The 23,355-nt window shown below is 58.6% G+C and carries 20 protein-coding genes; 13 read left to right on the forward strand and 7 right to left on the reverse strand.

The annotated features are described in order from the left end of the window. Window positions 1-57: 57 nt before the first annotated feature. Window positions 58-2,613: a TonB-dependent receptor gene (locus tag GGR28_RS10475; RefSeq protein WP_246416622.1), complete on the reverse strand. Its 2,556-nt coding sequence runs from the start codon at window positions 2,611-2,613 to the stop codon at window positions 58-60. Window positions 2,614-3,311: 698 nt separating this feature from the next. On the opposite strand from GGR28_RS10475, the gene GGR28_RS10480 reads away from it, so the two are divergent. The 3 genes from GGR28_RS10480 to GGR28_RS10490 all read left to right on the forward strand — a co-directional run bounded on the left by GGR28_RS10480 (window position 3,312) and on the right by GGR28_RS10490 (window position 8,249). Further along, complete coding sequence (locus GGR28_RS10480; protein WP_183495742.1) at window positions 3,312-4,103, forward strand: ParA family protein; 792 nt, start codon at window positions 3,312-3,314, stop codon at window positions 4,101-4,103. A 52-nt stretch (window positions 4,104-4,155) separates the two neighbouring features. Continuing rightward, window positions 4,156-4,590 (forward strand): hypothetical protein, encoded by a 435-nt coding sequence (locus GGR28_RS10485; protein WP_183495743.1) that lies wholly within the window; start codon window positions 4,156-4,158, stop codon window positions 4,588-4,590. Between the two features lie 62 nt (window positions 4,591-4,652). After that, window positions 4,653-8,249 carry a hypothetical protein gene (locus GGR28_RS10490; RefSeq protein WP_183495744.1) on the forward strand — a complete coding sequence of 1,199 codons (3,597 nt, stop codon included), beginning with the start codon at window positions 4,653-4,655 and terminating at the stop codon, window positions 8,247-8,249. Window positions 8,250-8,443: 194 nt separating this feature from the next. Here GGR28_RS10490 and queA read toward each other — a convergent pair whose 3' ends face one another. Beyond that, window positions 8,444-9,508, reverse strand: a complete 1,065-nt coding sequence (queA, locus tag GGR28_RS10495; RefSeq protein ID WP_183495745.1) for a tRNA preQ1(34) S-adenosylmethionine ribosyltransferase-isomerase QueA — start codon at window positions 9,506-9,508, stop codon at window positions 8,444-8,446. A gap of 224 nt (window positions 9,509-9,732) precedes the next feature. Here queA and GGR28_RS10500 point away from each other — a divergent pair, with 224 nt between their 5' ends. Continuing rightward, window positions 9,733-10,983, forward strand: coding sequence for an ABC transporter permease (locus GGR28_RS10500; RefSeq protein WP_183495746.1), 1,251 nt, complete (start codon window positions 9,733-9,735; stop codon window positions 10,981-10,983). A 3-nt stretch (window positions 10,984-10,986) separates the two neighbouring features. Here GGR28_RS10500 and GGR28_RS10505 read toward each other — a convergent pair whose 3' ends face one another. After that, on the reverse strand, window positions 10,987-11,766 hold the full coding sequence (locus GGR28_RS10505) for a septal ring lytic transglycosylase RlpA family protein (protein WP_183495747.1): 780 nt from the start codon (window positions 11,764-11,766) through the stop codon (window positions 10,987-10,989). Window positions 11,767-11,968: 202 nt separating this feature from the next. Here GGR28_RS10505 and GGR28_RS10510 point away from each other — a divergent pair, with 202 nt between their 5' ends. From GGR28_RS10510 to ypfJ, 5 genes are read left to right on the forward strand one after another with little or no spacing between them, the layout of a single operon-like run. Continuing rightward, window positions 11,969-12,532, forward strand: a complete 564-nt coding sequence (locus tag GGR28_RS10510) for an RNA polymerase sigma factor (RefSeq protein ID WP_183495748.1) — start codon at window positions 11,969-11,971, stop codon at window positions 12,530-12,532. Beyond that, entirely contained in the window at window positions 12,532-13,290 is a 759-nt protein-coding gene (locus GGR28_RS10515) for a tetratricopeptide repeat protein (RefSeq protein WP_183495749.1), read from the forward strand. The genes GGR28_RS10510 and GGR28_RS10515 overlap by 1 nt, the downstream gene beginning before the upstream one ends. Next, complete coding sequence (folB, locus tag GGR28_RS10520; protein ID WP_183495750.1) at window positions 13,287-13,766, forward strand: dihydroneopterin aldolase; 480 nt, start codon at window positions 13,287-13,289, stop codon at window positions 13,764-13,766. Before GGR28_RS10515 ends, folB begins: the two co-directional genes overlap by 4 nt. Window positions 13,767-13,822: 56 nt before the next feature. Beyond that, window positions 13,823-14,548 carry a DUF4197 domain-containing protein gene (locus GGR28_RS10525; protein ID WP_246416623.1) on the forward strand — a complete coding sequence of 242 codons (726 nt, stop codon included), beginning with the start codon at window positions 13,823-13,825 and terminating at the stop codon, window positions 14,546-14,548. A 21-nt stretch (window positions 14,549-14,569) separates the two neighbouring features. Next, window positions 14,570-15,463: a KPN_02809 family neutral zinc metallopeptidase gene (gene ypfJ / locus GGR28_RS10530; RefSeq protein WP_183495752.1), complete on the forward strand. Its 894-nt coding sequence runs from the start codon at window positions 14,570-14,572 to the stop codon at window positions 15,461-15,463. On the opposite strand, the gene dusB is transcribed toward ypfJ, so the two are convergent. Then, window positions 15,458-16,456 carry a tRNA dihydrouridine synthase DusB gene (dusB, locus tag GGR28_RS10535; RefSeq protein ID WP_183495753.1) on the reverse strand — a complete coding sequence of 333 codons (999 nt, stop codon included), beginning with the start codon at window positions 16,454-16,456 and terminating at the stop codon, window positions 15,458-15,460. The two genes, ypfJ and dusB, sit on opposite strands and share 6 nt — an antisense overlap. 188 nt (window positions 16,457-16,644) lie before the next feature. Here dusB and GGR28_RS10540 point away from each other — a divergent pair, with 188 nt between their 5' ends. Genes GGR28_RS10540 through purQ form a run of 4 tightly spaced genes read left to right on the forward strand, consistent with a single transcriptional unit; the run spans window position 16,645 to window position 19,983 of the window. Further along, entirely contained in the window at window positions 16,645-17,739 is a 1,095-nt protein-coding gene (locus GGR28_RS10540) for an L-dopachrome tautomerase-related protein (RefSeq protein ID WP_183495754.1), read from the forward strand. A gap of 39 nt (window positions 17,740-17,778) precedes the next feature. Continuing rightward, complete coding sequence (locus GGR28_RS10545; RefSeq protein WP_183495755.1) at window positions 17,779-18,537, forward strand: enoyl-CoA hydratase/isomerase family protein; 759 nt, start codon at window positions 17,779-17,781, stop codon at window positions 18,535-18,537. Next, a complete protein-coding gene (locus tag GGR28_RS10550; protein ID WP_183495756.1) occupies window positions 18,537-19,247 on the forward strand; it encodes an NAD-dependent deacylase in 711 nt (236 codons plus the stop codon). The genes GGR28_RS10545 and GGR28_RS10550 overlap by 1 nt, the downstream gene beginning before the upstream one ends. A gap of 28 nt (window positions 19,248-19,275) precedes the next feature. After that, complete coding sequence (gene purQ / locus GGR28_RS10555; RefSeq protein ID WP_183495757.1) at window positions 19,276-19,983, forward strand: phosphoribosylformylglycinamidine synthase subunit PurQ; 708 nt, start codon at window positions 19,276-19,278, stop codon at window positions 19,981-19,983. Between the two features lie 409 nt (window positions 19,984-20,392). On the opposite strand, the gene GGR28_RS10560 is transcribed toward purQ, so the two are convergent. The 3 genes from GGR28_RS10560 to GGR28_RS10570 form a co-directional block, all read right to left on the reverse strand. Beyond that, on the reverse strand, window positions 20,393-21,007 hold the full coding sequence (locus tag GGR28_RS10560; protein ID WP_183495758.1) for an HAD family hydrolase: 615 nt from the start codon (window positions 21,005-21,007) through the stop codon (window positions 20,393-20,395). Between the two features lie 108 nt (window positions 21,008-21,115). Continuing rightward, window positions 21,116-21,919, reverse strand: a complete 804-nt coding sequence (lgt, locus tag GGR28_RS10565) for a prolipoprotein diacylglyceryl transferase (RefSeq protein WP_183495759.1) — start codon at window positions 21,917-21,919, stop codon at window positions 21,116-21,118. 16 nt (window positions 21,920-21,935) lie between these two features. Further along, window positions 21,936-23,351 carry a GMC oxidoreductase gene (locus GGR28_RS10570; RefSeq protein WP_183495760.1) on the reverse strand — a complete coding sequence of 472 codons (1,416 nt, stop codon included), beginning with the start codon at window positions 23,349-23,351 and terminating at the stop codon, window positions 21,936-21,938. Window positions 23,352-23,355 lie beyond the last annotated feature (4 nt).

The following is a 23,355-nucleotide window of genomic DNA, read 5'->3' on the forward strand; positions in this document are numbered from 1 at the left end:
GCACTACATGTAGGGCGATGCAACAACTCAACAATTCAACAACTAAAAACCCAACAACTAAAACTCCACCTTCAACCGCAAATTCACCCTTCTCCCCGTCAGTCGGTTGGGTACGGCGTACTGCTGTTCGAAGATGGTTTTGATGAAGGTGTTGCCGGCCTGGTTGCCTACGTTCATGAGGTTGAAGACCTCGAGGCTGAGGTAGGTCGAGCGGGTGAAGCGCAGGGGAGAGGTGGCGCGGCGGCGGGAGGTTTCGCGGTCGTAGAGGCGCCAGCTGAAGCCGATGTCGATGCGGTGGTAAGTGTCGAAACGGAGGGTGTTGCGGTACACGGTATTGCTTCCCTGGATGCCGAAGGGGAGGCCGCCGCCGACGGTCAGGTTGACGTGGGTGCGGAAGTTGGGGTTGTTGCGGAGGTAATCCTGGAAGAATAAGGAAAGCTGGAAGAGCTGGTCGGTGGGGCGGGGGACGTACTCTACCACTTCATCGAGCACTTCGCCATTGGGGCCGCGGCCGGTTACTTCGCGGTGCTCCACGTCGCGCAGTTTTTCCCGGGCACGGAGGAGGCTGAGGTTGAGCCAGCTGTCGGCGCCGGGGACGAACTCTCCGTTGAGGCGGAAGTCGAGTCCGGCCACGTAGCCGCTCGCGTCGTTCAGGCCCGAGTACTGGATGCGGACGTTCTCGATCTCGTAGCTGACCAAGTCCCAGAGCGATTTATAGTACGCCTCGGTGATGAGCCGAAATTTCTTAGGATTGCGCTTGCCGTAGTAGAAATCGCTGGTGAGGCCACCGACCAGGTGAAATGATTTCTGACTGCGCAGGTCGGTATTCACGGTGCCATCGGGGGCCCGCATTTCCCGGTAGAAGGGCTGTTGCTGGTAGAGGCCGCCCGCCAGCTTGTAGGTGATGTCCTTGCTGCCGCCGAGGGGTTTGTAGAGGAGCTGGGCACGGGGGCTCACGTTCACTTCCTTGTTCAGGTCCCAGGCTACGGCGCGTACGCCCGCACTCAGGCGGATGTCGGCACTCCCGTCCCGCCGCCAGGTGTAGGTATCCTGAAAGAAGGCGCTGAAGCGGTTGCTTTCCAGTTGATTTACGGAATTGAGGGTACTGAACAGGCGCACGGCATCCTCATCGAATGGGAGGCTGTAACCGGCGGAGTCCAGCCTTTCCCACTCGTGAATGTAATCGTCGATCCGTTCGTGCTGGGCCTTAACACTCCACTGCAAAAAGTGTGAGCGGTTGGTGGTGGCATCTCCGCCGTTGAGTTCCAGTCCGCCGCGGAGCTCGGCGTTATAGACCTGGATATTGAGGAAGTTGCGCACGAATTCCTGCTGTAGGCCCACCCCGATGACGCTACCGATCTCACCGAAATTATCGGATCCGAGGTCGGTATTCAGGGTGCCGAGGGTGTAGCGGCCGCCGATGGATATGCCCTCGTCCTCGTCGCTGCGAAAGGCCGAGGTGAGGAATTTGAGAAACAGTGGGTTGGCGCGCCGCTCCGGAATGTAAGTGAGCGAAAGACCACCCATCTGAGTAAGAAAGTCATCCTTCTCGGCCCCCTCGAAGTTGGTGAACAGCTGCAGGGTTTCGAAGAAGCCACCGAAGGCGGTAGACCGCTGGACGGGGGTGAAATTGTAGATGCTGCGGTTGTAATTACCGAGGAGGCCTAACTGCAGCGTCTGATTGAAATCATAGGTAATGTAAGCCTGAAAGTCGAAGAAGTTGGGTAGATACTCACCCGTCGTTTCCAGGGACCCCAGCAGATAGCGGGTGGTTTTATAGCGTGCACCGCCGAGGAAGCGCAGGCGCTGGTAGCTGGTCTTGCCGAGCTGTTTGCTGCCCTCCACGTGGGCCGATCCGCCCAGGAAGCTGGCATCGAGGGAGGCGCGCAGGCTATCGGGGCGCTTGTACTTGATGTCGAGCACCGAAGAGAGCTTGTCCCCGTAGCGTGCCTCGAATCCCCCGGAGCTGAAGCTCAAGCTGCGCATCAGGTTGGAGTTGGCGAAGGTGAGGCCTTCTTGCTGCCCCTGTCGCACCAGTTGCGGCCGGTAGATCTCAAAGTCGTTAACGTACACCAGGTTTTCGTCGTAGTTGCCGCCGCGGACATTGTACTGACTGGTCAGCTCACCGCCCGATCCGCTGCTCACGCCCAGGGCGATGCTCGGCAGGATGCTCTCCAGGTTGCCGGTCACGGAGGGCAGGAGCCGCAGTTGGGCGGGATCTTCGCGGATCATGCCGCCTTCCTCGATCTTGCTTTCGCGCACGACCACTTCCAGGTCGCTTTCGATGGGGGCCAGGGCTACGTCGATTTGCTTGCGGGAGCCCGCGGGCAGCTCGGCTACATTCACTTCCGTCTCCCGGAAGCCAATCCGGCTAAAAACCAGAATGAACGACTCCCCCGCCGGAACGCTGGTTACGTACCTACCCCGTTCTCCGGTTTCCGCGGCGGTGGTCGCTCCCTTGACGTAGACGGTCACGAAATCTACCGGCAGCTCACTTACCAGGTCGGTCACCCGTCCCGTTATCGTCGCCGTCTCTACCTGGGCGCTGATGCCCCGATAGCCATCGGGACAGAGGACGATCATCAAGCTAAAGATCAGGGTTCTTAACGTCATGTTTACCGGGGGTGCAAAGGGCCAACGTCAAAGGTAAGCGCAATCTTGCCTGCGGGTATGCGGTTCGTGGTGGTTCGCGGCATCTTGCTGCGGTTTCGGTTCGTGGCGTCTCGCCGCGGTTTCGGTTTGCGGCATCCTGCCGGGTGTATGGTTCGTGGCGTCTCGCCGCGGTTGCTGCTTTTACTATTGCCATAGTCGGGTTTTGCTTTTGCTCGTTGGAGCCCCGGCGAGACGCCGGGAACCACTAGCGGTTCGTGGCGTCTCGCCGCGGTCATCTCTGGTCACTACTCCCACCAGTGCTACAGATAGTTCTTGCTTCTGCTCATCAAGGACCCCGGCGAGACGCCGGGAACCAACATGCCCCGGCGAGACGCCGGGAACCACTAGCGGTTCGTGGCGTCTCGCCGCGGTCTTCACTTGTCACTACCCTCATCAATGCTACAGACAGTTTTTGCTTCTGCTCATCAAGGACCCCGGCGAGACGCCGGGAACCACTAGCGGTTCGTGGCGTCTCGCCGCGGTCATCTCTGGTCACTACTCCCATCAATGCTACAGATAGTTCTTGCTTCTGCTTATCAAGGACCCCGGCGAGACGCCGGGAACCGACATGCCCCGGCAGGATGCCGGGAACTAGAGAGATTGGCAACCAGCGCACTAGCAAATATTTATTACCTTCGCCGCTCCACCAAGCACCTCGCATGGCAACTGTATTAAGCTTACTGAACCACAAAGGAGGCGTCGGCAAAACGACCAGCGCCATTAACATCGGAGCCGGCCTTGTAGAACTCGGCAAGCGCGTACTGCTCGTCGACCTGGACCCCCAGGCCAACCTGACGCTGAGCCTGGGTATACCCCGGCAGTCGGTGACGATCTACGAAAGTATGATGGGCGAGTCCGACCTGTCGCCCTACGTGGTGAAGGAAGGGTTTCACGTCATCACCTCGAGCCTCGACCTGTCGAGCGCGGAAATGGAACTGGTCAACGAAGCCGGTCGGGAGTTCATCCTGCGCGAATTGTTCTCCGGCGTCGACGACGATTACGACTTCATCATCATCGACTGTCCGCCCAGCCTGGGCCTGCTCACGCTCAACGCGCTTACGAGCAGCCAGCAGGTGATCATTCCCCTGCAGACCGAGTTTTTGGCGATGCAGGGACTGGCCAAGATCAAGCAGGTCATCCAGAAGGTGAAGCTGCGCCTCAACAAGGAACTGCACATCAGCGGCGTTCTGGCAACCATGTACGACCAGCGGAAAGTGCTGAACCGCGACGTAGTGGAAACGATCAAAAAATACTTCGGACCGCTGCTCTTCGAAACTTACATCCGCGATAACGTTTCTCTTGCCGAGGCCCCGGCCAACCGGCAGGACATCTTTACGTACAGCCGGTCGAGCCACGGAGCCAAGGATTACCTGAAGGTGTGTAAGGAAATCATTGCTCGAACCGAAAATCCCATGCACCTGCGGCCCCGCCAAAAAGACGTACCTGCATAACAGCACCAAACTGCAGCTAGCCGACGAAAGCCGGCGCTACAAGTAATTCGAGATGGCTAAGAAACGCTTTACCGACGATCTATCCGGACTCTTTGAGGACAACTACCTCATCGGAGACGACCCCGCCGACGGCAACGAGGAAGTGGTGGAAGTGAGCGTGCCGGTCAAAACCAAAAAGGCCAAGAAGAAGATCTCCAGCAAGAACTTCACCCAGAACCTCGACGTGTTCCTGGGCGACGATTCACGCCGCGCCGCCTCCGCCCCCCGCACCAAGCGCCGCCGCACCGGTCTGGACTACCTCATCCGCAGCACCGTACAGGACGATCCCGAGCAAGAACCCGCCGAAGCGCCCAAGCCCGACACGAAGCGGGTAACCCTGGTGTTCAATAAAGAGCACCTGCTCACGCTCAAGGAGGAAGCCAAGGAGCGTAAGATGTACCTCAAAGATGTCGTACAGGAGATGGTTGCGCAGTACCTAGAGAAGTAGCTTAACCTATCGCCCCCTTTTCCGTTATCTTCCCCGTGATAACGTCGTAAAAGGTCCCCCCGATGCGTATATTTTTTACCCTTGTAGCGTGTTGTACCCTGACGTGCCTCATCGCCCAGACCTCCCGCGTGGAGTTCGGGAAGAACCGTGTGCAGTACCACCGCGACTTTGAGGAGTGGGAGAAGTACGAGTCCGACAACTTCATTACCTACTGGTACGGCAACAATCAGGGCGTAGGGCAGGCCGTCGTGCAATTTGCCGAGTACGACTTTGCCTACATCCAGAAGATGCTGGAAAGCCGGATGAACGAGAAGGTGCAGCTCATCACCTACCGCGACATCACCGACGTAAAGCAGAGCAACATCGGCAGCGAGGAGGTCTTTGAGCTTACCGGCAACCAGTCGCTAAATACCAACACGAGCTACGTCTCCGGTACCCAGGCAAAATTCTTGGGCAACAAGGCCTTCGTTTACTTCAACGGGGACCATACCGACCTGCGGCGACAGGTGCGCGAAGCCATGGCCAGCGTCTATATCGAACAGCTACTCTACGGCTCCTCGGTGCAGGAGGTGGTACAGAACGCTGTGCTACTCAATCTGCCGGCGTGGTTCAAACCCGGACTGGTGGCCTACCTCGGCGAAGACTGGAACACCCGCCTCGACGACCAGTTGCGCGACCTGATGGCTACGGAAGAGTACGAAGATTTTAACGATCTGGCGGCCGACTATCCCCGCCTCGCGGGCCACTCCTTCTGGTATTACATCGCCGAAAACCTGGGTAAGCCGACGGTGTCGAACCTGCTTTACCTGACCCGGATCAACCGCTCCGTGGAAAACGGATTCCTGTACGTACTGGGCAGCAACTATGAAACGGTGCTCTTCAACTGGCTGGAGTTCTATCGCAACCGCTACAATGAAGATGCCCGGGGGCGAAACACTCCGACCGAGGACCAGCTCACCGTTAAGAACAAAAAGCAGTTGCCAATTACCCAGGTGAAGGTGAGTCAGGACGGGCAAAAGATTGCCTACGTGCTCAACGAAATCGGTAAATACAAGGTGTACCTGCAGGACGTGAACAGCGGCGAGCGGGAGTTGCTGCTGAAGGGAGGGCAACGGAATTTGCTGCAGGCCACGGACTACAGCTACCCCATCATCGACTTTTCGCCGACCAACCAGGAGCTGGCGATCATGTACGAATTTCGGGATCAGCCAAAGCTATTGCTGTATGACCTGAATACCGGCGCGAAGACGACCGACATTCTCGGTATTCGACTCGACCGCGTACTCACCATGGCTTACAACGACCCGAGCACCTTTCTGATTTCGGCGATGGCCGACGGCTTCAGCGATATTTACACCTACTACCCGGCCTCCCGCCAGGCGGTAAAGATCACCAATGATTTTTGGGATGATCTGGACGCCGTGCCCGTCAACATTCGCGGAAGGCGGGGGGTGGTTTTCGCCAGCAACCGACCGGATACTTCGCTCCTGGCCCAGCGCCTCGACACCCTGCTGCCGGTGGGACGCTACGATCTGTTCTATTACGACCTGGAGAACAAACCCGGGGAACTGGTCCGGATCACGGACACCCCCCTGTCCGACGAGCGGTCACCGGCCCCGATCGACGGGGAGCACTTTGCCTACCTGAGTGATGCCAATGGAATATTCAACCGGTTCCAGGCGCACCTCGAGACCTTTATCCACCATTACGAGCAGACGATCCACCTGACCGACGGGACGGAGATTACCATGCACGGCGACTCCACCCTAGAAAAGCTGGATACCGCCCTGATCGACTCGATCGTTATTTATCCGGTCATCAAGGAGCGAGCGGTCATCGAGCCCCTGACCAACTACGGGACCAATATCCTCACGCTGGATGCCAGCGGAAAACTACCGGTAGGGGTGGAAAGCTTCATCGACGGTGGCACGACGATCGTTCGTCGCTTCACCTTCGATACAACGGCTACCGTGAGCCTTACGCCCACCAATTTCCGACGCAGGAGTTACCGGGCGGCCGGACAGGTCGTGCCCCAGTTTACCAATCCCGGCCGACGGCCGGCAAACCAGGTCATTCAGCCTAACAAGATCAATCCCGAGATTAACCGGGACGATGAAGGGCTGCTCTTCCAGACGCGGTTTGAAGATCCAGTGCCCCCGCCCCCTACGGACTCTGCTCCCGCGGATGCTACTATTCTCGATGGGGACGACGAAACCACCGGGATTCCCCCGACCGGTGCCGCTCCGGATAGTACCGGCACCCGCCCGCCCCTCACCGTAGTGGACGGACGGAACAACGCAGCCCGCCGCAGCAGCGGTCAGGTCACGCCTACCGTGCGGAGGGAGCGGCCCGTACCGGAACTCAACCGGATATACCAGTTTCGTCCCGGTCGGGTGACGTCGTACCGGACCACCTTCCGCGTCAATTACGTAAAGACCACGGCAGATAACGAACCCCTCTTTGATGGCCTGAACAGCTATGCGGCAAATCCGGACGGTTACACCCAACAGCCGGTTGGCATCCTGCTGAAGGGCAATATTCTCGACCTGATGGAGGATTTCGTCATTGAGGGCGGGGTGAGGATACCGACCAGCTTCAACGGAACGGAGTACTTCATAACGGGTGCCGATCGCCGCCGTCGCCTCGATCGCATTTATACCATTTACCGGCGTAACCGGCGCTACCAGGATGGCATATTCCGCAATTCCACCTCCCTCAACGGACCGCGGTTGATCGAGGAAAATACCCTGATGGCGCAGTACGGCATACGTTATCCCCTGGATATCTTCCAGAGCCTGCGTGCTACCGCCACCGTACGCCGCGATCGGGTTCAAACCCTGCCTACCGAGCTGGCCGCCCTTCAGACCGAGCCCCTGAGCACCGAGCGGGTGGGACTCCGGGTTGAGTATGTCTTTGATAACACCCTATCGCTGGGCAGAAATCTGCGCATGGGGACCCGCTATAAGCTGTATAGCGACGTCTTCAAGAGCTTCAATATTTCCTTCGATGAGGGAGTAGACTCACAATTCGAGCCCGGCGTGCTGGGAGTCGTAGGATTTGACGCGCGCCACTACCAGCGCATCCTTAAGCGTAGCGTGCTTGCCCTGCGGCTGGCCGCCGCCACTAATTTCGGCAAACAAAAGGTGCTGTACTACCTCGGTGGGGCCGACAATAGCGTGATCAATAATTTCAACGATGGTATTCCCACGCCGCAGACGGGCGATTTTGTGTTCCAGGACTTAGCCAACCCCCTGCGCGGCTTCGACATCAACATTCGCAACGGCAGCACCTATACCCTCGCCAATGCCGAGCTCCGGGTGCCGGTCTTCAACTACCTGTTCAATAACCTCCGGTCTGCCTTCCTCCGCGACTTTCAGATCGTCTCCTTCTTCGATGTGGGTACCGCCTGGGCCGGCTCCAGTCCCTTTGACGAGGACAACCCCGTAAACATCACCGAGTATCCGGACCAGAATACTACGGGCTACAGTCCGGTCCGCGTCCGCGTCCGCCGTTTCCGCGAGCCCATCGTTTACGGCTACGGTGTCGGAGTACGCACTACGCTGTTCGGCTACTTCATCCGCGCCGATTACGGTTGGGGCGTAGAAACCAGCAACCGGCAGGCGGGTAAGCTGCATGTGTCGCTTGGAATGGACTTTTAGTTGTTGGGTTAGGGGATTGTTGAGTTGGTGGGTTGCGTATCGCCGCTCGCTTTATTCGGTGCGCTACGGTGACGTATAGGAAAATACGGGCCCGTCACGGGGAGAAAGCCGAAGAATACTCCTGAACTATGGAGCGAAGCGACCGTCGATCAACCCACCAATTCAATAATTCACCAACTCAACAACTCACCATTCTATATCACCAGCATCGCATCGCCGTAGGCGAAGAACTTGTACTTCTCCTTCTGGGCCTGGGCGTATGCTTCGAGGATAAGGTCGATGCCGCCGAAGGCGCAGGTGGTAATGAACAGGCTGCTCTTGGGGAGGTGGAAGTTGGTGAGCAGGTGGTCGGGAATGTGAAAATCGTAGGGGGGGAAGATGAATTTGTTGGTCCAGCCTTCGTTGGTGGCCAGCAGGCGCTCGGCGCTGACGCTGTTTTCCACGGCGCGGAGGGTGGTAGTGCCGACGGCGCAGACGAGGCCGCCATCCTTCTTAGTGGCGTTGACGGTATCTACGGCAGGCTGCTGAATGCGGAAGTACTCCGCGTCCATCTTATGCTTGGAGAGGTCTTCGACCTCGATGTCGCGGAAGGTACCCAGTCCAAGGTGGAGGGTCACTTCGGCCTTCTTGATACCGGCCAGCTCCATGCGCATAAGGGTCTCGCGGCTGAAGTGGAGGCCGGCGGTGGGGGCGGCTACGGCGCCTACTTCGGATGCGAAGACCGTTTGGTAGCGTTCGGCATCGCGGCTGTCGGCCTCCCGCTCCAGTAGTTTGGGCAGGGGGGTGTTGCCGAGGGAGTGGAGCTCCTTGGTGAATTCGTCGTTGGGTCCGTCGTAGAGGAAGCGGATGGTGCGGCCGCGGCTGGTGGTGTTATCGACGACCTCGGCGACCAGGCGGTTGTTGCCGCGCTTGTCGTTGAAGTAGAGTTTGTTACCGACGCGGATCTTGCGGGCGGGATCGACCAGTACGTCCCAGAGGCGGGCCTGGCTGTTGAGCTCGCGGAGCAGGAAGACCTCGATGCGGGCTTGCGTTTTTTCCTTGAGGCCGTAGAGGCGGGCGGGGAACACCTTGGTGTTGTTGAAGACCAGGCTATCGCCCTCGCTGTAGTAGTCCAGGAGGTCGGTGAACTGCTTGTGTTCGATCTCCCCGGTGGCGCGGTTAACGACCATCAGGCGGCTGTCGTCGCGCCGTTTGCTGGGCGTTCTGGCGATCAGCTTATCGTTGAGCTCAAATTTAAATTGCGATAATTTCGTCCTCATCCCGGGAAAATATTTTGTATACTTATATGCGAAACAGCCGGCAAAAGTAAGGGTTTTTTGCAACTCGCTCACAACGGCCCTGGTGAAGTAATGCAACGGCCTTCCAGAAAGTTGTGCGACCCGTCCCTACTGGCTGTTCCCGGTGGAATAAACCCGGCCGTTCGTCTATTTCACTGCTCCTGCGCCCCCGCCGCCCCTATTTTTGTGCTTTAATCCGGAGACACATGATCTTATCGAAAGTTATTGCGGAAAGTTTGCGGCAGGCCTGGCAGCAATTGCTGGGCAACAAGTTGCGCACCTTTCTGTCCCTGCTGGGCATTTCGATCGGGATCTTCTGCATCATCGGGGTGCTCTCCGCCGTACAATCGCTGCAGGACAACGTTTCGGGCAGCCTGGCTAAGCTCGGCGACGATGTCGTGTACATCGATAAGTGGCCGTGGAAGGACAACAGCGACAGTTGGTGGGAGTACTTCCAGCGCCCCTACCCCGATCACGATGACTACGAAGCGCTGAAGGAAAATATGGCGACGGCCAGCATCGTCAGCTACTGGACCGTGCCCGGCAACCGCACCCTCAAGTACCGAAGCCAATCCGTCGAGGGCGGCTACCTTTTCGTGACGACCTACGAGCTCGACCGCCTCTTCAACATCGAGGTTAACCGCGGCCGCTACTGGTCCACCTCCGAATACCGCAACGGCACCGATAAGATCCTGCTCGGTAATACCCTGGCTGAAGAACTCTTCGGCCCCATCAACCCGATCAACAAGACGGTCAAGATGCAGGGCCGCAAGTACCAGGTGATCGGCACCCTGGCCCCGGCCGGTGACGACCTGATCAATCCCCTAGACTTTGACGACGCTATCCTTGTCACCTACAACAACGCCTCCCGCTTCATCAACCTGAAGAACCGCAATCAGTACGGCGGTACCGTAGCGGTAAAGGCCAAGCCGGGGGTAGAGATGGAGCGGCTGCAGGACGATATTCGCGGCATCGTCCGTTCCGAACGGCAGCTGCGTCCGCGGGAAGAAGACAACTTCGCGCTGAACCAGCTGAGCATGACGGCCGATGCCCTGGGCAAGTTTTTCGGTGTACTTAACATCATTGGCTTCCTGATCGGGGGCTTTTCCATTGTGGTGGGGGCCATCAGCGTGGCCAATATCATGTTCGTCAGCGTCAAGGAACGTACCAGCCTGATCGGCGTCAAGAAGGCACTGGGCGCACGTCAGTACGTCATCCTGCTGGAATTCCTGACCGAGTCCATCATTCTGTGCATCATCGGCGGGCTCATCGGTCTGGCGATGGTGGTGGGCATTACCTCCATCATCAACCAGTTTCTGCCCGGCTTTCAGATTTCGCTCAGTATTGTATACGCCATAATCGGGGTCGTGCTGTCGGCGGTAGTGGGCATCCTTGCCGGGCTGATTCCCGCCCTACTTGCCGCCCGGATGGATCCCGTAGAGGCGATGCGTAGCTGATCTTTACTGCACCCTGCGCACCGTGGCGTCGCGGTAGCCGGCTTCCCGGATGCGGTCGCGCAGTCCCTGGGCCTCGTCCTGGAAGTAATACTTTCCGGTAAAGACGCGGTGGATCAGGCCCACTTTGGTGGTCCATACCTCTCCGAATCCCAGTTCCGTCAACTGCGCGGCCAGCGCTACGGCATTACTTTCCTTGCCGAAGGCGCCTACCTGTACGCCAAAGAGCATGTCGTCGGCCGCAAAGCGGCGGCGGCGGGGTGCGTCGGGGCCCTTGGCCTGGACACCGGGGTTGGTGGCGGGGGGCGCGGGAGCAGGGGTAACGACGGTAGCAACATCGGTGGGCTGCACCTCCTTGTCCCTACGGGCGGCCTCGCGCTTGGCCCAGGCGGAACGTTCGCAGGTGGGGCCCTGGGTGCCGGCCGTGATCACCCGCAGGCGTACCATGGCGGAACCGGGGCGGAGCAGGCCGATCTTCTGGGCGGCGGCGCGACTCAGGTCGATGATGCGGTCGGGATGGTGGGGGCCGCAATCGTTGACGCGTACCACGACCTGTTTGCCGCTCACCACATTGGTCACTTCCAGGACCGTACCGTAGTCAAACTCCTTGCTGGCGGCGGTCAGGGCATGTTTATCGTATTTCTCTCCGGTGCTGGTGGAGGCATTGTGGAATCGGTCGGCGTAGTAGCTGGCCATTCCTTCCGTACGCTGGCCCACGGCGGGCAGGGAGAGGAACAGCAGGGCGAGACAGGGGAATAGCGAACGGAGGTGGAAAAGGCTGGGCATGTAACTAAGCTTTGCGGAGGTGAGTAGGACGGATGAGTGGAATGGGCCCGGTGTAGGTAAAGTTTGCCTGGGGAAATACCCCGAAGGGGTGTAACATTTTCTAAAATGACGGAATATAACGACAAAGCCCACTAACCGTGGGGATTGGCTAACTAAAACATTACATTTGATTAGAAACCAATTATATCACGCAACGGTACCGATGCACACGCAGAGCGAGGATCATGCCTTATTCGAGTCCATCAAGAATGGTCGGTACGAACTCATCGACGAGCTCTACCTAGGACACCGCAATGCCTTCGTCACCTACGCCCAGCGTCAGCTGTACGCCACGGAGGAAGACGCTGCCGACTGTTTTCAGGATGCCGTAATCGCGTTCTACAAAAACATCGTCAGCGGTCGGCTGCAGGTCCTCACCTGCTCCATTCGCACCTACCTCTTCAGCATCGGTAAACGTCTCGTGTACCGGCGCAATCACCAGCGACAGCGTGAGCTGCCGACCGACCACGAGGCGGGGGTGAATCCGGCGGATGAACTGGACTGGAGCCTCATCGACCGCTTCGAACAAGAGCACGATCGTACCCGTCTTATTACAGCAATGGATAAGCTCGGCAAGGTGTGCCGCGAGATACTTACGCTATATTATTACCACCATTATCCAATTGAAAGTATTACGCAATCCCTGGACCTCCCCTCGGATGGCGCGACCCGCATTAGGAAGATGCGGTGCCTAAAGGAGCTCAAAAAGCTCGTTAAAGAAACCTAATGAATACTGAAGACCAGCAAGACCGCATCGATGAGTATCTGCGCGGCAACCTGGCCGATCGCGAAGCATTCGAGCGTACGCTTGACGCGAATCCCCAACTAAATGAAGAAATGAAAACCACCCGACTGGCCCTGGACGCCGTCACACTGAGGGAAGAGCAGGAACTAAAGGAGCGCCTGCGTAAACTCGAAGCCGGTATGGTTAACGAGTCCCCACAGGCTGGTGCCAAGGTGATTCCCCTCCGGCATAATCGCCGCGCCGGCTGGCTGACCACGGTCGCCGCCGCCGCCCTCGTGCTGTTCGTAGCCGGCTACTTCCTGTTCCGCCCCGCCCCAGGAGCCTCCGGACAACTGGCCCTATCCGAGTTCGAACCCTACCCGAACATCGCCTACAGCATCACCAAAGGTGCGGGCAATGCCGCCGACCAGCGCGCCACCGCCTACGCCGCTTACGAAAACGGCGACTACGCCACCGCCGAGCGTGAATTTGTCGCCCTGAACACCACCGATCCGGTCGACCGCTTCTACTTCGGCCAGACCCTCCTGGCCCAGGAAAAGTATGCCCCCGCCCGCGATATTTTTCTCGACCTCGCCACGGCGACCGACTTCAACCTCACCCAGGAATCGGCGTATTACCTGGCGTTTGCGAACATCGGACTCGGCCAGACCACCGAGGCACGAGAGGAAATCACCAGGATTGCCGGCAACACCGATCATCCCATGAATCGCGAGGCCCGCCAGTTACTCGAAAATTTATGATCGCAAAGATCGGACTCGAAGACGTTCGCTTTCACGCCCCCCACGGCTTCTTCGAGGAGGAGCACCTGATGGGCAATGAGTTTAGCGTCGACGTGGAAGTGGAGGCCAACGTTGCCGTTGCGGCCGAAGAAGACGACCTGGGCGGAACGGTGAATTACGCCACCATCTACTACCTGCTGCAGGCCGAGATGAAGAAGCCCACCCAACTGCTGGAGGCACTCGCTTACCGCATGGGCAGCCGCATCATGAACCAGTTCGACGAAGTGGTCTCCGTGCGCCTCCGGCTCCGGAAACTCAGTCCGCCCCTGGGCGGGCGGGTAGGGGCGGCCTTTGTGGAGGTAAACCTGGGCGGAGCCGGAGGGGCCATGCCCGCGGCACCGCAGTCGGGGCAGCACACCTTTGAGGATCCCGAGGACGACTACCCGGACGACTTCAAGCCCCCCGGCAGCTTCGACATCAGTGGCTTCAACTTCTAGTGAGCAAACTAATGGCGGGTAAATCGGCTTATAGAGGGGCTTTACCCATTCAGCCTATGCCACTACGCCGCCTCCTCTTCCTGTTTCTTCCCTTTCTCTTGCTGGGTTGTACCAGCCAGCAGATCAACCAAACCCTCAATACCGTACTCAACGGCGGACTTACCTCCGCCGATATTGCGAGTGGCCTCAAGGAAGCCCTGCAAATCGGGGCACGGGAGGGAGCCGAAGAACTGGCCAAGCCGGGCGGCTACTTCGATGACCTTACGTACCGGATTCTCCTACCCGAAGAAGTGCGCAAGGTGACGGACCGGCTGCAGGGGGTACCGGGGTTTAATAACCTGGAGGAGGTCATCCTGAAAAAGATCAACCAGGGAGCGGAAGACGCAGCCACTAAGGCCGCCCCGATCTTCGTGGACGCCATTCGCCAGATGACCATTCAGGACGCCGTCGGCATCCTCAAGGGCAACAACACGGCCGCTACGTCCTACCTCGAACAGAGCACTACCCAGGCGCTGACCGGTGAATTTGCCCCGGTGATCAATGCGAGTCTCGATAAGTACGACGCCAACAAGGTGTGGCGCGATGCGGCTACGGCTTACAACAATTTTCCCCTGACCCGCCAGGAGGTCAACACCGATCTAGGGGCTTACGTTACCGAGCAGGCGCTGAACGGCCTGTTTAAGAAGGTAGCCCTTAAAGAGATCGACATTCGCCAAAACGTATCGGCCCGTACCACGGAGCTACTGCGTCGGGTATTCGCCCAGCAGGACGCCGTCAATTAATCAAATTTAACCAGCAGTACAATGAAACTTCAGGGAAGAAAAGGCAGCAGCAACATCCAGGATCGTCGCGGACGCAGCGGCGGCAGCATGTTCGGCGGCGGCGGCGGTCGGGCCGGCAGCTTCGGCATCGGTACCATCATCATTATGGTGGTCGTATTCTTTCTCGGTGGTAACCCCCTGGAGTACCTCGGCATCGGCGGCGGCGGCAATCAGGCTACGGAAACGACCACCGGCGAACCGGGCGAGGACCTCAACGAAACGGGCTCCTACGCCAACATCGTGAGCGTAACCCTCCAGGAAACGGAAAACGTCTGGAACACGGTGTTCCCCCAGAATTACGGGCGTAATTACCAGGAGCCGATTTTGGTGCTCTTCAGCGGTCAGGATCGTTCCGCCTGCGGATTCGCCAGTGCCGCCACGGGGCCGTTCTACTGTCCGGCCGACCAGAAAGTCTACATCGACCTGTCCTTCGCCGATCAGCTACGCAAGCGCTTCGGAGCACCGGGCGACTTTGCCCTGGCCTACGTCGTTGCCCACGAAGTCGGGCACCATGTCCAGAATTTGCTCGGCTACAGCCAGCAGGTAAACCAGGCCCGTCAGCGCTCCAGTGAGGAGCAGGCCAATGCCATGTCGGTTCGTCTCGAACTACAGGCCGACTACCTCGCCGGCGTCTGGGCCAATTACGCCAACCAGGACGGCCAGTTGCTCGAACAGGGGGATATTCAGGAAGCCATTACCGCCGCCACCGCCATCGGCGACGACCGGCTGCAAATGGAAGCCCAGGGCTACGTCGTACCGGAAAGCTTCACCCACGGCACCTCGGAACAGCGCGTACGTGCCTTCACGGAAGGCTACCAGAGTGGCGATGCAAGCAAGGCAGCCCTCGACAGATACTTCTCCTCAAGATCACTATAGGACCGCCGCGGCTGAATTGCCGTACACCTCCCCAATCTCTTCCAGGGTGCCGTACAGCGCATCCTTATCGAACTCGCTCACCAGCACCTTGCGGTACTGCTTGATGTTGGGCAGCCCGCGGAAGTAATTGGTGTAGTGGCGACGCATTTCCAGAATGCCCAGGGTTTCCCCCTTCCAGTCGATGCTCCGCTCGAGGTGCTCGCGGGCGGCGGCAACGCGCTCTTCTACGGTGGGCGGATCTAGAAGTTGCCCCGTTGCGAAGTAGTGTTTCACTTCCCGGAAGATCCACGGATACCCGATGGCGGCCCGGCCGATCATGATGCCATCGACGCCGTAGCGATCGCGGTAGGCAGCGGCTTTCTGGGGCGAGTCGATGTCGCCATTGCCGAAAATGGGAATTTTGATGCGGGGATTATCCTTGATTTTGCCGATCAGCGACCAGTCGGCCTCACCCTTATACATCTGCTTGCGCGTACGACCGTGAATGCTCAGGGCTTTGATCCCGATATCCTGCAGCCGTTCGGCGACTTCCTCGATGTACTTGCTGTTGTCGTCCCAGCCCAACCGGGTCTTCACCGTTACGGGCAAGTGGGTGCGGTCGACAATGGCCTTAGTGAGCTCCACCATTTTTGGGATGTCCTGCAAAATACCGGCACCCGCACCTTTACAAACCACCTTCTTGACCGGGCAGCCGAAGTTGATGTCCAGTACCTCCGGGTTGGCTTCCGTAACGATGTCGGCGGCCTGCACCATGCTATCGAGGTTCGCCCCGAAGATCTGGATGCCGATCGGCCGCTCGTAGTCGTAGATGTCGAGTTTGGCCACGCTCTTGTCGGCGTCGCGGATCAGGCCCTCCACACTGATAAACTCGGTGTACATCATGTCACATCCCTGAGCCTTACAGAGGGCGCGGAAGGGTGGGTCACTGACGTCCTCCATGGGGGCGAGGAGGAGGGGGAATTCCCCGAGTTCGATGTTAGCTATTTTGACCATTGGGATTTACCATTTACAATCTACCAATTACAATGTTCAATTGGCAGTTGCCTCCTTCCAACGCATCCGGGCGGGGTCGCAGGTGCCGTGCAACTCCAAAAACAGCAAACCAAGCAGGCGGAGGCGGAAGTATTTCCCGGGAGGTAGAACATTCCCGGTGCTGCGGCACTAAATGGTAAATGTCCGCTATGTCATTCATCAATTACAAAATAGCCCCCGCGATCCTGATCGCCCTGGCTATGCTTCTTTCCTCCTGCAGAAATCAGGGACCGGGGGAGGAGCTGAATAATTCTACACGCACGGAAGATTCTTCCACGGAAACGCTGGAGCTGGTCGCCGAGATCGAAGGGGTACAGGTGACCGGCGTTACGGTGACCGATGAGGGAAGGGTATTCGCCACCTTCCCCCGCTGGCGCAAGGGGGTGCCGTACACGCTGGCGGAAATTGTCGACGGCCAGCCCCGGCCCTATCCCAGCCCCGACCTGAATGCTTGGGACATCGGGCAGGAGCCCGGCGATAAGCTGGTCAATGTCCAGAGCGCCGTTGCCGTCGGCGATACGCTCTACGTTGCCGATACCCGCAATCCGTTAATCCAGGTATTGATCGCTCCACCCCTCATCCACCTCTACGACCTGGCTACCGACAAGCTACTCCGCACCTACGAACTCACGCCCGGAACCACCGTACCGAAGACTTACGTTAATGATCTTCGTATCGATCGGGGTCGTCAGCAGGTTTACTTCACCGATTCCGGACAGGGCGGCCTGATGGTACTCGACCTCGAAACCGGCAACAGCTGGCGGGTGCTCGACGGTCACCCCGCCGTACAGGCTACCCTGGATAGCCTCGTGATTGCCGGCAAACCCTGGAAAAGAAAGATTCCCTCCGATGGCATCGCCCTGGACGCCATCAACGACCGACTGCTCTTTCACGCACTCTCCGGATATACCCTCTACGCCATTCCGCTTTCCGTGCTGTCCGATCCGGAGGCCCGGAATTTAGGCGATGCGGTGGAAACCATCGCCACCACTCCCGCTCCCGACGGCATGTGGCGCACCGGTGGCCGAACGATCATGGCCGATCTGGAAAAGCAGGCCGTAGTCAGTGTTACGGATGGCGGGTCCGTCGCCACGCTGGTCGCGGGGCCCCGGGTGGGGTGGGCAGATACCTTCAGCGAGTACGACGGCTACCTCTACTTTACCAATTCAAAACTTCCCGAGGCGGATTCCACCGTGGCGAATATGACCTTTCCGATCTGGCGGATGTTGCTGCCGACCGAGTGATCGCCCGGTACTCTGCCATCCCTTACTTAATTTCACCCCATGACTCAACAAGGAACCATCACCACCGATCACCGGATGGGCTTCGCCCGCATCGTTTTTTCTCACCCCAGTCACAACAGTATGCCCTCGAGCTTACTGGCCGAACTAGTGAAGCAAATCGACGATGCGGCGGCGGACGCTTCCGTTCGCGCTGTCCTGATACGGGGCGCCGGTGATGATACTTTCTGTGCCGGTGCCAACCTCGACGAGTTGCTCTCGATCGAAGATGAAGCCACCGGAAAGAATTTCTTCATGGGCTTTGCCAACGTCATCCTGGCCATGCGCCGCTGTCCGAAGCCAATCGTCGTAGCCGTACAGGGCAAAGCGATCGGGGGGGGAGTAGGCATCGCCGCCGCGGCGGACTATACCCTGGGGTGCAAAGGTGCTCAGGTCAAACTGAGCGAACTGGCCATCGCCATCGGGCCCTTCGTCATTCTGCCCGCCCTCATTCGGAAGATGGGCGTTTCGGCCGCCAGCGAGCTCTGCCTCGATACGGAGTGGCACGATAGCCAGTGGGCCAAAGCGAAGGGACTGTACCAACGGGTCTACGCCGGCCCCGAAGAACTCTTCCGCGAAGCCCGCCTGCTGGCCAAGCGCCTCGCGGAGCACAGTCCGGCCGCGTCCACCCGACTCAAGCAGAGCCTCTGGTCCGGCACCGACCACTGGCCCCAGGAACTCGCCGAACGGGCCGCCGTAACCGGTAAGCTGGTCCTCACCGACGAAGCCAAGAACGCGCTCGCCAAGTTCAAGAAGAAGTAGTGGCCCGTTCCGAACGCCCCCATATCGTCGTTTTATCCGGTGCCGGCGTCAGCGCTGAATCCGGTCTGCGCACCTTCCGCGACAGCAACGGCCTCTGGGAGGAACACCGGGTGGAGGACGTCGCAACCCCCGAAGCCTTCGTCCGGGACCCCGAACTGGTGATGCGCTTCTATAATTTGCGGCGGGCCCAGCTGAAGACGGCAAAACCCAACGTAGGACACAAACTCATTGCCGCCCTGGAAGCGGAGTACGACGTCACCGTCATCACCCAGAACGTCGACGACCTCCACGAACGCGCGGGTTCCACCAACGTCATTCACCTGCACGGGGAACTGACGAAAGTGCGGCCCGTGAGCGGGAACGAAACGGTACAGGAATGGGAGGGTGATCTTGCCATTGGCGACCTCGACGACAACGGCATCCAACTTCGCCCGCACATCGTATGGTTCGGCGAAGCCGTACCGCTGATCGAGGATGCCGCCCTTACCGTACAGCAGGCCGACGCCGTAATCATCATTGGTACGTCACTTCAAGTTTACCCCGCTGCTGGCCTCATTTCCTTTGCTCCTGCGTCCGCGCCCGTCCTGTACATCGATCCCGCTCCGGCGGTCGGCTACGAACTGCGCGGCCGGGAAAACCTCTACGTACTGGAAATGGGGGGCAGTGAAGGCATGGAACGCGCCCGCGAGCTGCTGCCTACCTTGTTGTAGCTTATCTTCGCCCCCTAAATACCGACGTATGAAATTCGGAGTAATCGTTTTCCCCGGCAGCAATTGTGACGACGACATGGTACACGTACTCGGTACGGTGCTCGGTCAGGAAACCGTGAAACTGTGGCACAAGGAAGAAAGCCTCGAGGGCTTCACCACCGACGACTGCATCATCGTACCCGGCGGCTTCAGCTACGGCGATTACGTGCGTGCCGGTGCCGTAGCGCGTTTTTCCCCGATCATGAAGTCGGTCATCGATTTCGCTAACCGCGGCGGCTACGTGTTCGGCATCTGCAACGGCTTCCAGATCCTCTGTGAGGCCCACCTGCTGCCCGGCGCCCTGCTGCGCAACCGCGACCAGAAGTTTATCGCGAAGAACTTATTCATCCGCTCCGAAACCGACAACGCCCCGACCAATCGCCGCCTCTCGCCCGGTCAGGTACTGAAAATTCCCGTCGCCCACGCCGAAGGCCGCTACTACGCCGACGAGGAAACCATCTTCCAGCTCAATCAGAACGACCAGATCCTCTTCCGCTACTGCGACGGTGCCGGTGAGGTGAACCTGGCCAGCAACCACAACGGCTCGGTCGGCAACATCGCCGGCATCTGCAACGAAGCCCGCAACGTCTTCGGCATGATGCCCCACCCGGAGCGTGCCAGCGAAATGATCCTAGGCAACCGGGATGGCTACTCTATTTTTCAGGGGCTGGCGGAAGCGGTGGCGGAAGCTGGGTGAAATTGAAAATTGAAAATTTGACATTTTAAATTTGGCTGCCGCACGCGGAAGTCGTCCGCCGACCGAGGCACGAGGCTCGTCCGACGACTAAGGGGTAGGGGGATTTACCATTTACAATTTACGGATGTACCATGTACCATTTGGCTGCCGCGCGGAGGGGGAATAATTTAAAATTTCACATTTAAAATTTGTTCCGGCCGCAGTGCTTGTTCTTGCTATTTGCTGTGGCACGTTGCGATCCGACCGCCGACTAGGGCGAAAATTTAATATTTGTCCAGCTTTAGCGCTAGTTCAATTTTATTGAATGGAATGGGCTGCCATGATTTGAGGTGAGGGACCCTCCCACGAGCGCAGCGAGCAATCACGTGCGGCAGCTAAATTTTACATTTAAAATTGGCAATTTTAAATTTCAAACTCCTTCCACCCCACGTTCCCTGAGTTCCCTCCTTAGCTGTTCCGGATTTTCGAAGCGGATGGTGTCCAGTCCTTCTTTGCGGGCGGCTTCGACGTTGCGGAGGCTGTCGTCGATGAAGACGCAGTCGTGGTAGCCCTTTAGGTCGTAGGTTTCGTGGAGGAGGCGGTAGATGGCCGGGTCTGGTTTTTGGAGACCTACCTCGCCGGAGACCATGATGTTCTCAAAAAGCTCCAGGAAGGGGAAGGTCTGTCGGGCCCAGGGGAAGAGTTCGTGGGACCAGTTGGTGAGGGCCAGTAGGCGGTACTTGCCACTTGCCTTCAGCGCCTGAAGAATTTCTACCGTGCCGGTGATGGGGCCGGTGATGGTTTCGGTCCAGCGGTCGTAGTAAATCTTTATTTCCCGCTCGAATTCGGGGTGCTTGGCGATCAGCTCGCGGGTGCCTTCCTCGATGGTGCGGCCGGCGTCCTGCTTCTCGTTCCACTCCAGGGTCGCTACGTTGGCCAGGAAGTGATCAACCTCCTCCGTCGTCTCGAATACCTTTTCGAAGAGCGCCCGGGGTTGCCAGCCGATGAGGACATTGCCGAGGTCGAAGATGATGGTGTGGGGCATGGGTGGGGGTTGGAGGGTTGTTGAGGGTTTTAATTGTTGAGTGGCGAGGCGTTGTAGGCGTGATAGTTGGGCGGGGGCGCGGGTGCGGTGGATTTGGGGAAAAAGCGATCAGCCGAGGTGGCCGGGCTTGGGGCGGGCGAGGGCCATCATCAGTGCGCCGCCGAGGACGAGGGGGACACTGAGCCACTGGCCGGTGGTGAGGGCTACGCCGAAGCCGCCCTGGTCGCTCTTGAAGTATTCCCAGATGAAGCGGAAACCGAAGATGAGGACAAACCAGAGACCGGTAAGGAAGCCGGGCTTTTTGGGGGCATCCGTTTTCCAGTAGAGGGCGATGAGGACCAGGAAAGTGAGGAGGTAGCTCAGGGACTCGTAGATCTGTACCGGGTGGCGGGGTACGTCGGCCAGACTCTTGGGTACGGCATTGACGAAGAGGAAGGCCCAGGGGGCATCGCTGGGGGTACCGACGATCTCGCTGTTCATGAGGTTGCCGAAGCGGATCATGGCGCCGACCAGGGCGATGGGGGCGGCAACCTTGTCGCTGATCCAGAAGAAGGACTTCTTGCTGACGAATTTGCTAAAGAGCCAGAGGGCCGTCACTACACCGATGACGCCGCCGTGACTGGCCAGTCCGCCCTCCCAGACCTTGATGATGTCGCCTGGGTGCTGGCTGTAGTAGTCCCACTGGTAGAAGAGGATGTGCCCCAGCCGCGCGCCGAGGATCGTACCGCCGATGAGGAAGTAGAAGCAGTAGTCGAGCCAGGCTTCCGGAGCTCCCTCGCGTAGGAACATCCGGCGCACCATCATGAAGCCCAGTAGGAAGCCGACGGCGAACATCATGCCGTACCAACGCAGGGTAATGGGGCCGATGGTGAAGATATCGGGCGAGGCGTCCCAGGTAATGTATAACAGCATAGCTTGGTTGAAGGCCCTAGGAGGTCATGGGATAGGCTCGGTCGAGGTGTTCCTCGATCAAACAGAAGCCCGCGCCGGTAGGGTTGATGGATTTCGCGCTCCGGAACATGGCGGTAGAGAAATGGTAGAGGTTGGGTATGCCCCGCACCAGGAAGTCGCGGTCGACCGGAGCGCGCTGGTCCTGGCCCATACGGATGAAGCCCACCGGGTGGTAGGTATCTTCCAGTTTTTCGTATTCATGAATGTCGGTAAATAGCTCGTCGTAGGTGTGGCCTTCCGCGTCGAGCACTTGTTTGATCTGCTTTTTTGCTTCGGCAATGGTCGCGCGGTCGTTGGCGCTTACCGCCCACTTAACGCGGATGCCCGGCTCTCCGAACTTGTCGGTTTCTTCCGAAACCAGCACTTCATTATCGGTGACGTCCCCCTGCTCGATGTCGAGTTGCAGGCTCCAGTCGTTTTGGTGAACGTGGAGCTTGCGCATAAATACCAATTTGGTGCCGAACAGTGCCAGAAACTTAAAGCTCTGAACCACCTCGCTGAAACTGGTGCTGCCCTCCTGTCGGCCGAACATGGCCTTCTTAAGTACGGTAAAGGCGGCTACGTCTTTGTTGGGGACAACGTGGGCGAAGTTTACCCGACCGTTCTCGGTGTGCACCAACAAGCGCTTGGTGAACAGGGAGGTGCCAATGAACTGTGGGGTGAAATCGACACCGTGCAGGACGGGTGGGGAACTCTTCACCTGGAACAGTTCCACGCTGACGTGGTCCCCGAGGTTTTTGCCCAGATCGGTCTGACCGAGGGTTCCGTTGTCGAGCTTGTTCAGCAGCCGACAGCTTTCGAGGGCCCCGGTGGTAAGGTAGAAACGATCGGCCTGCACGACAGATTCTTCGCCGGCGACCGTCCGGATGCGGACCTCCCTGACGGAACCATCGTTCGCCGTGGTAAATCCGGTTACGCGGGTGTCCTTTAGCCAGCGTACGGCTTCCTTGTCTTTCTTGCCGAGGCGCTTGAAGAGATTGCGTTTGAAGTAGCCCAGCCAGATGCCGTTCTTGACTCGGGAATCTTCCTTTTCGCGCAGTTTTTTCTTCTGGCCGAGCAGTTCACCGAGCACCCGGTCGCGATGGCGGTTGTTCAGATCAACGACGTAGTTCCAGTCCGGGTCATCGTTCACGACGTCGCGCTCGTCGAAGAAGAGGATTTGTCCGCCCCAGCGGGCCGAGGTGCCGCCCAGTCCGAAGTACCGACCGAAACGCGATACCTTGCTCGTATCCGAAACGGTAGCTATACCGGCCTCTTCCGAGCTTTGGGTAGTTTCATTGCCTACTTCGATGACGGTGATGTCCAGCTTGTCGCCGTGGCGTTGCCGGAGCTGTCGGAGCAGGTATGACCCGTAGGTGCCACAACCAATAATACATACGCTGGGTCGATTCATAGGA

This window comes from Neolewinella aquimaris (assembly GCF_014197245.1).
In the GTDB taxonomy this organism is placed as follows: Bacteria; Bacteroidota; Bacteroidia; order Chitinophagales; family Saprospiraceae; genus Neolewinella; species Neolewinella aquimaris.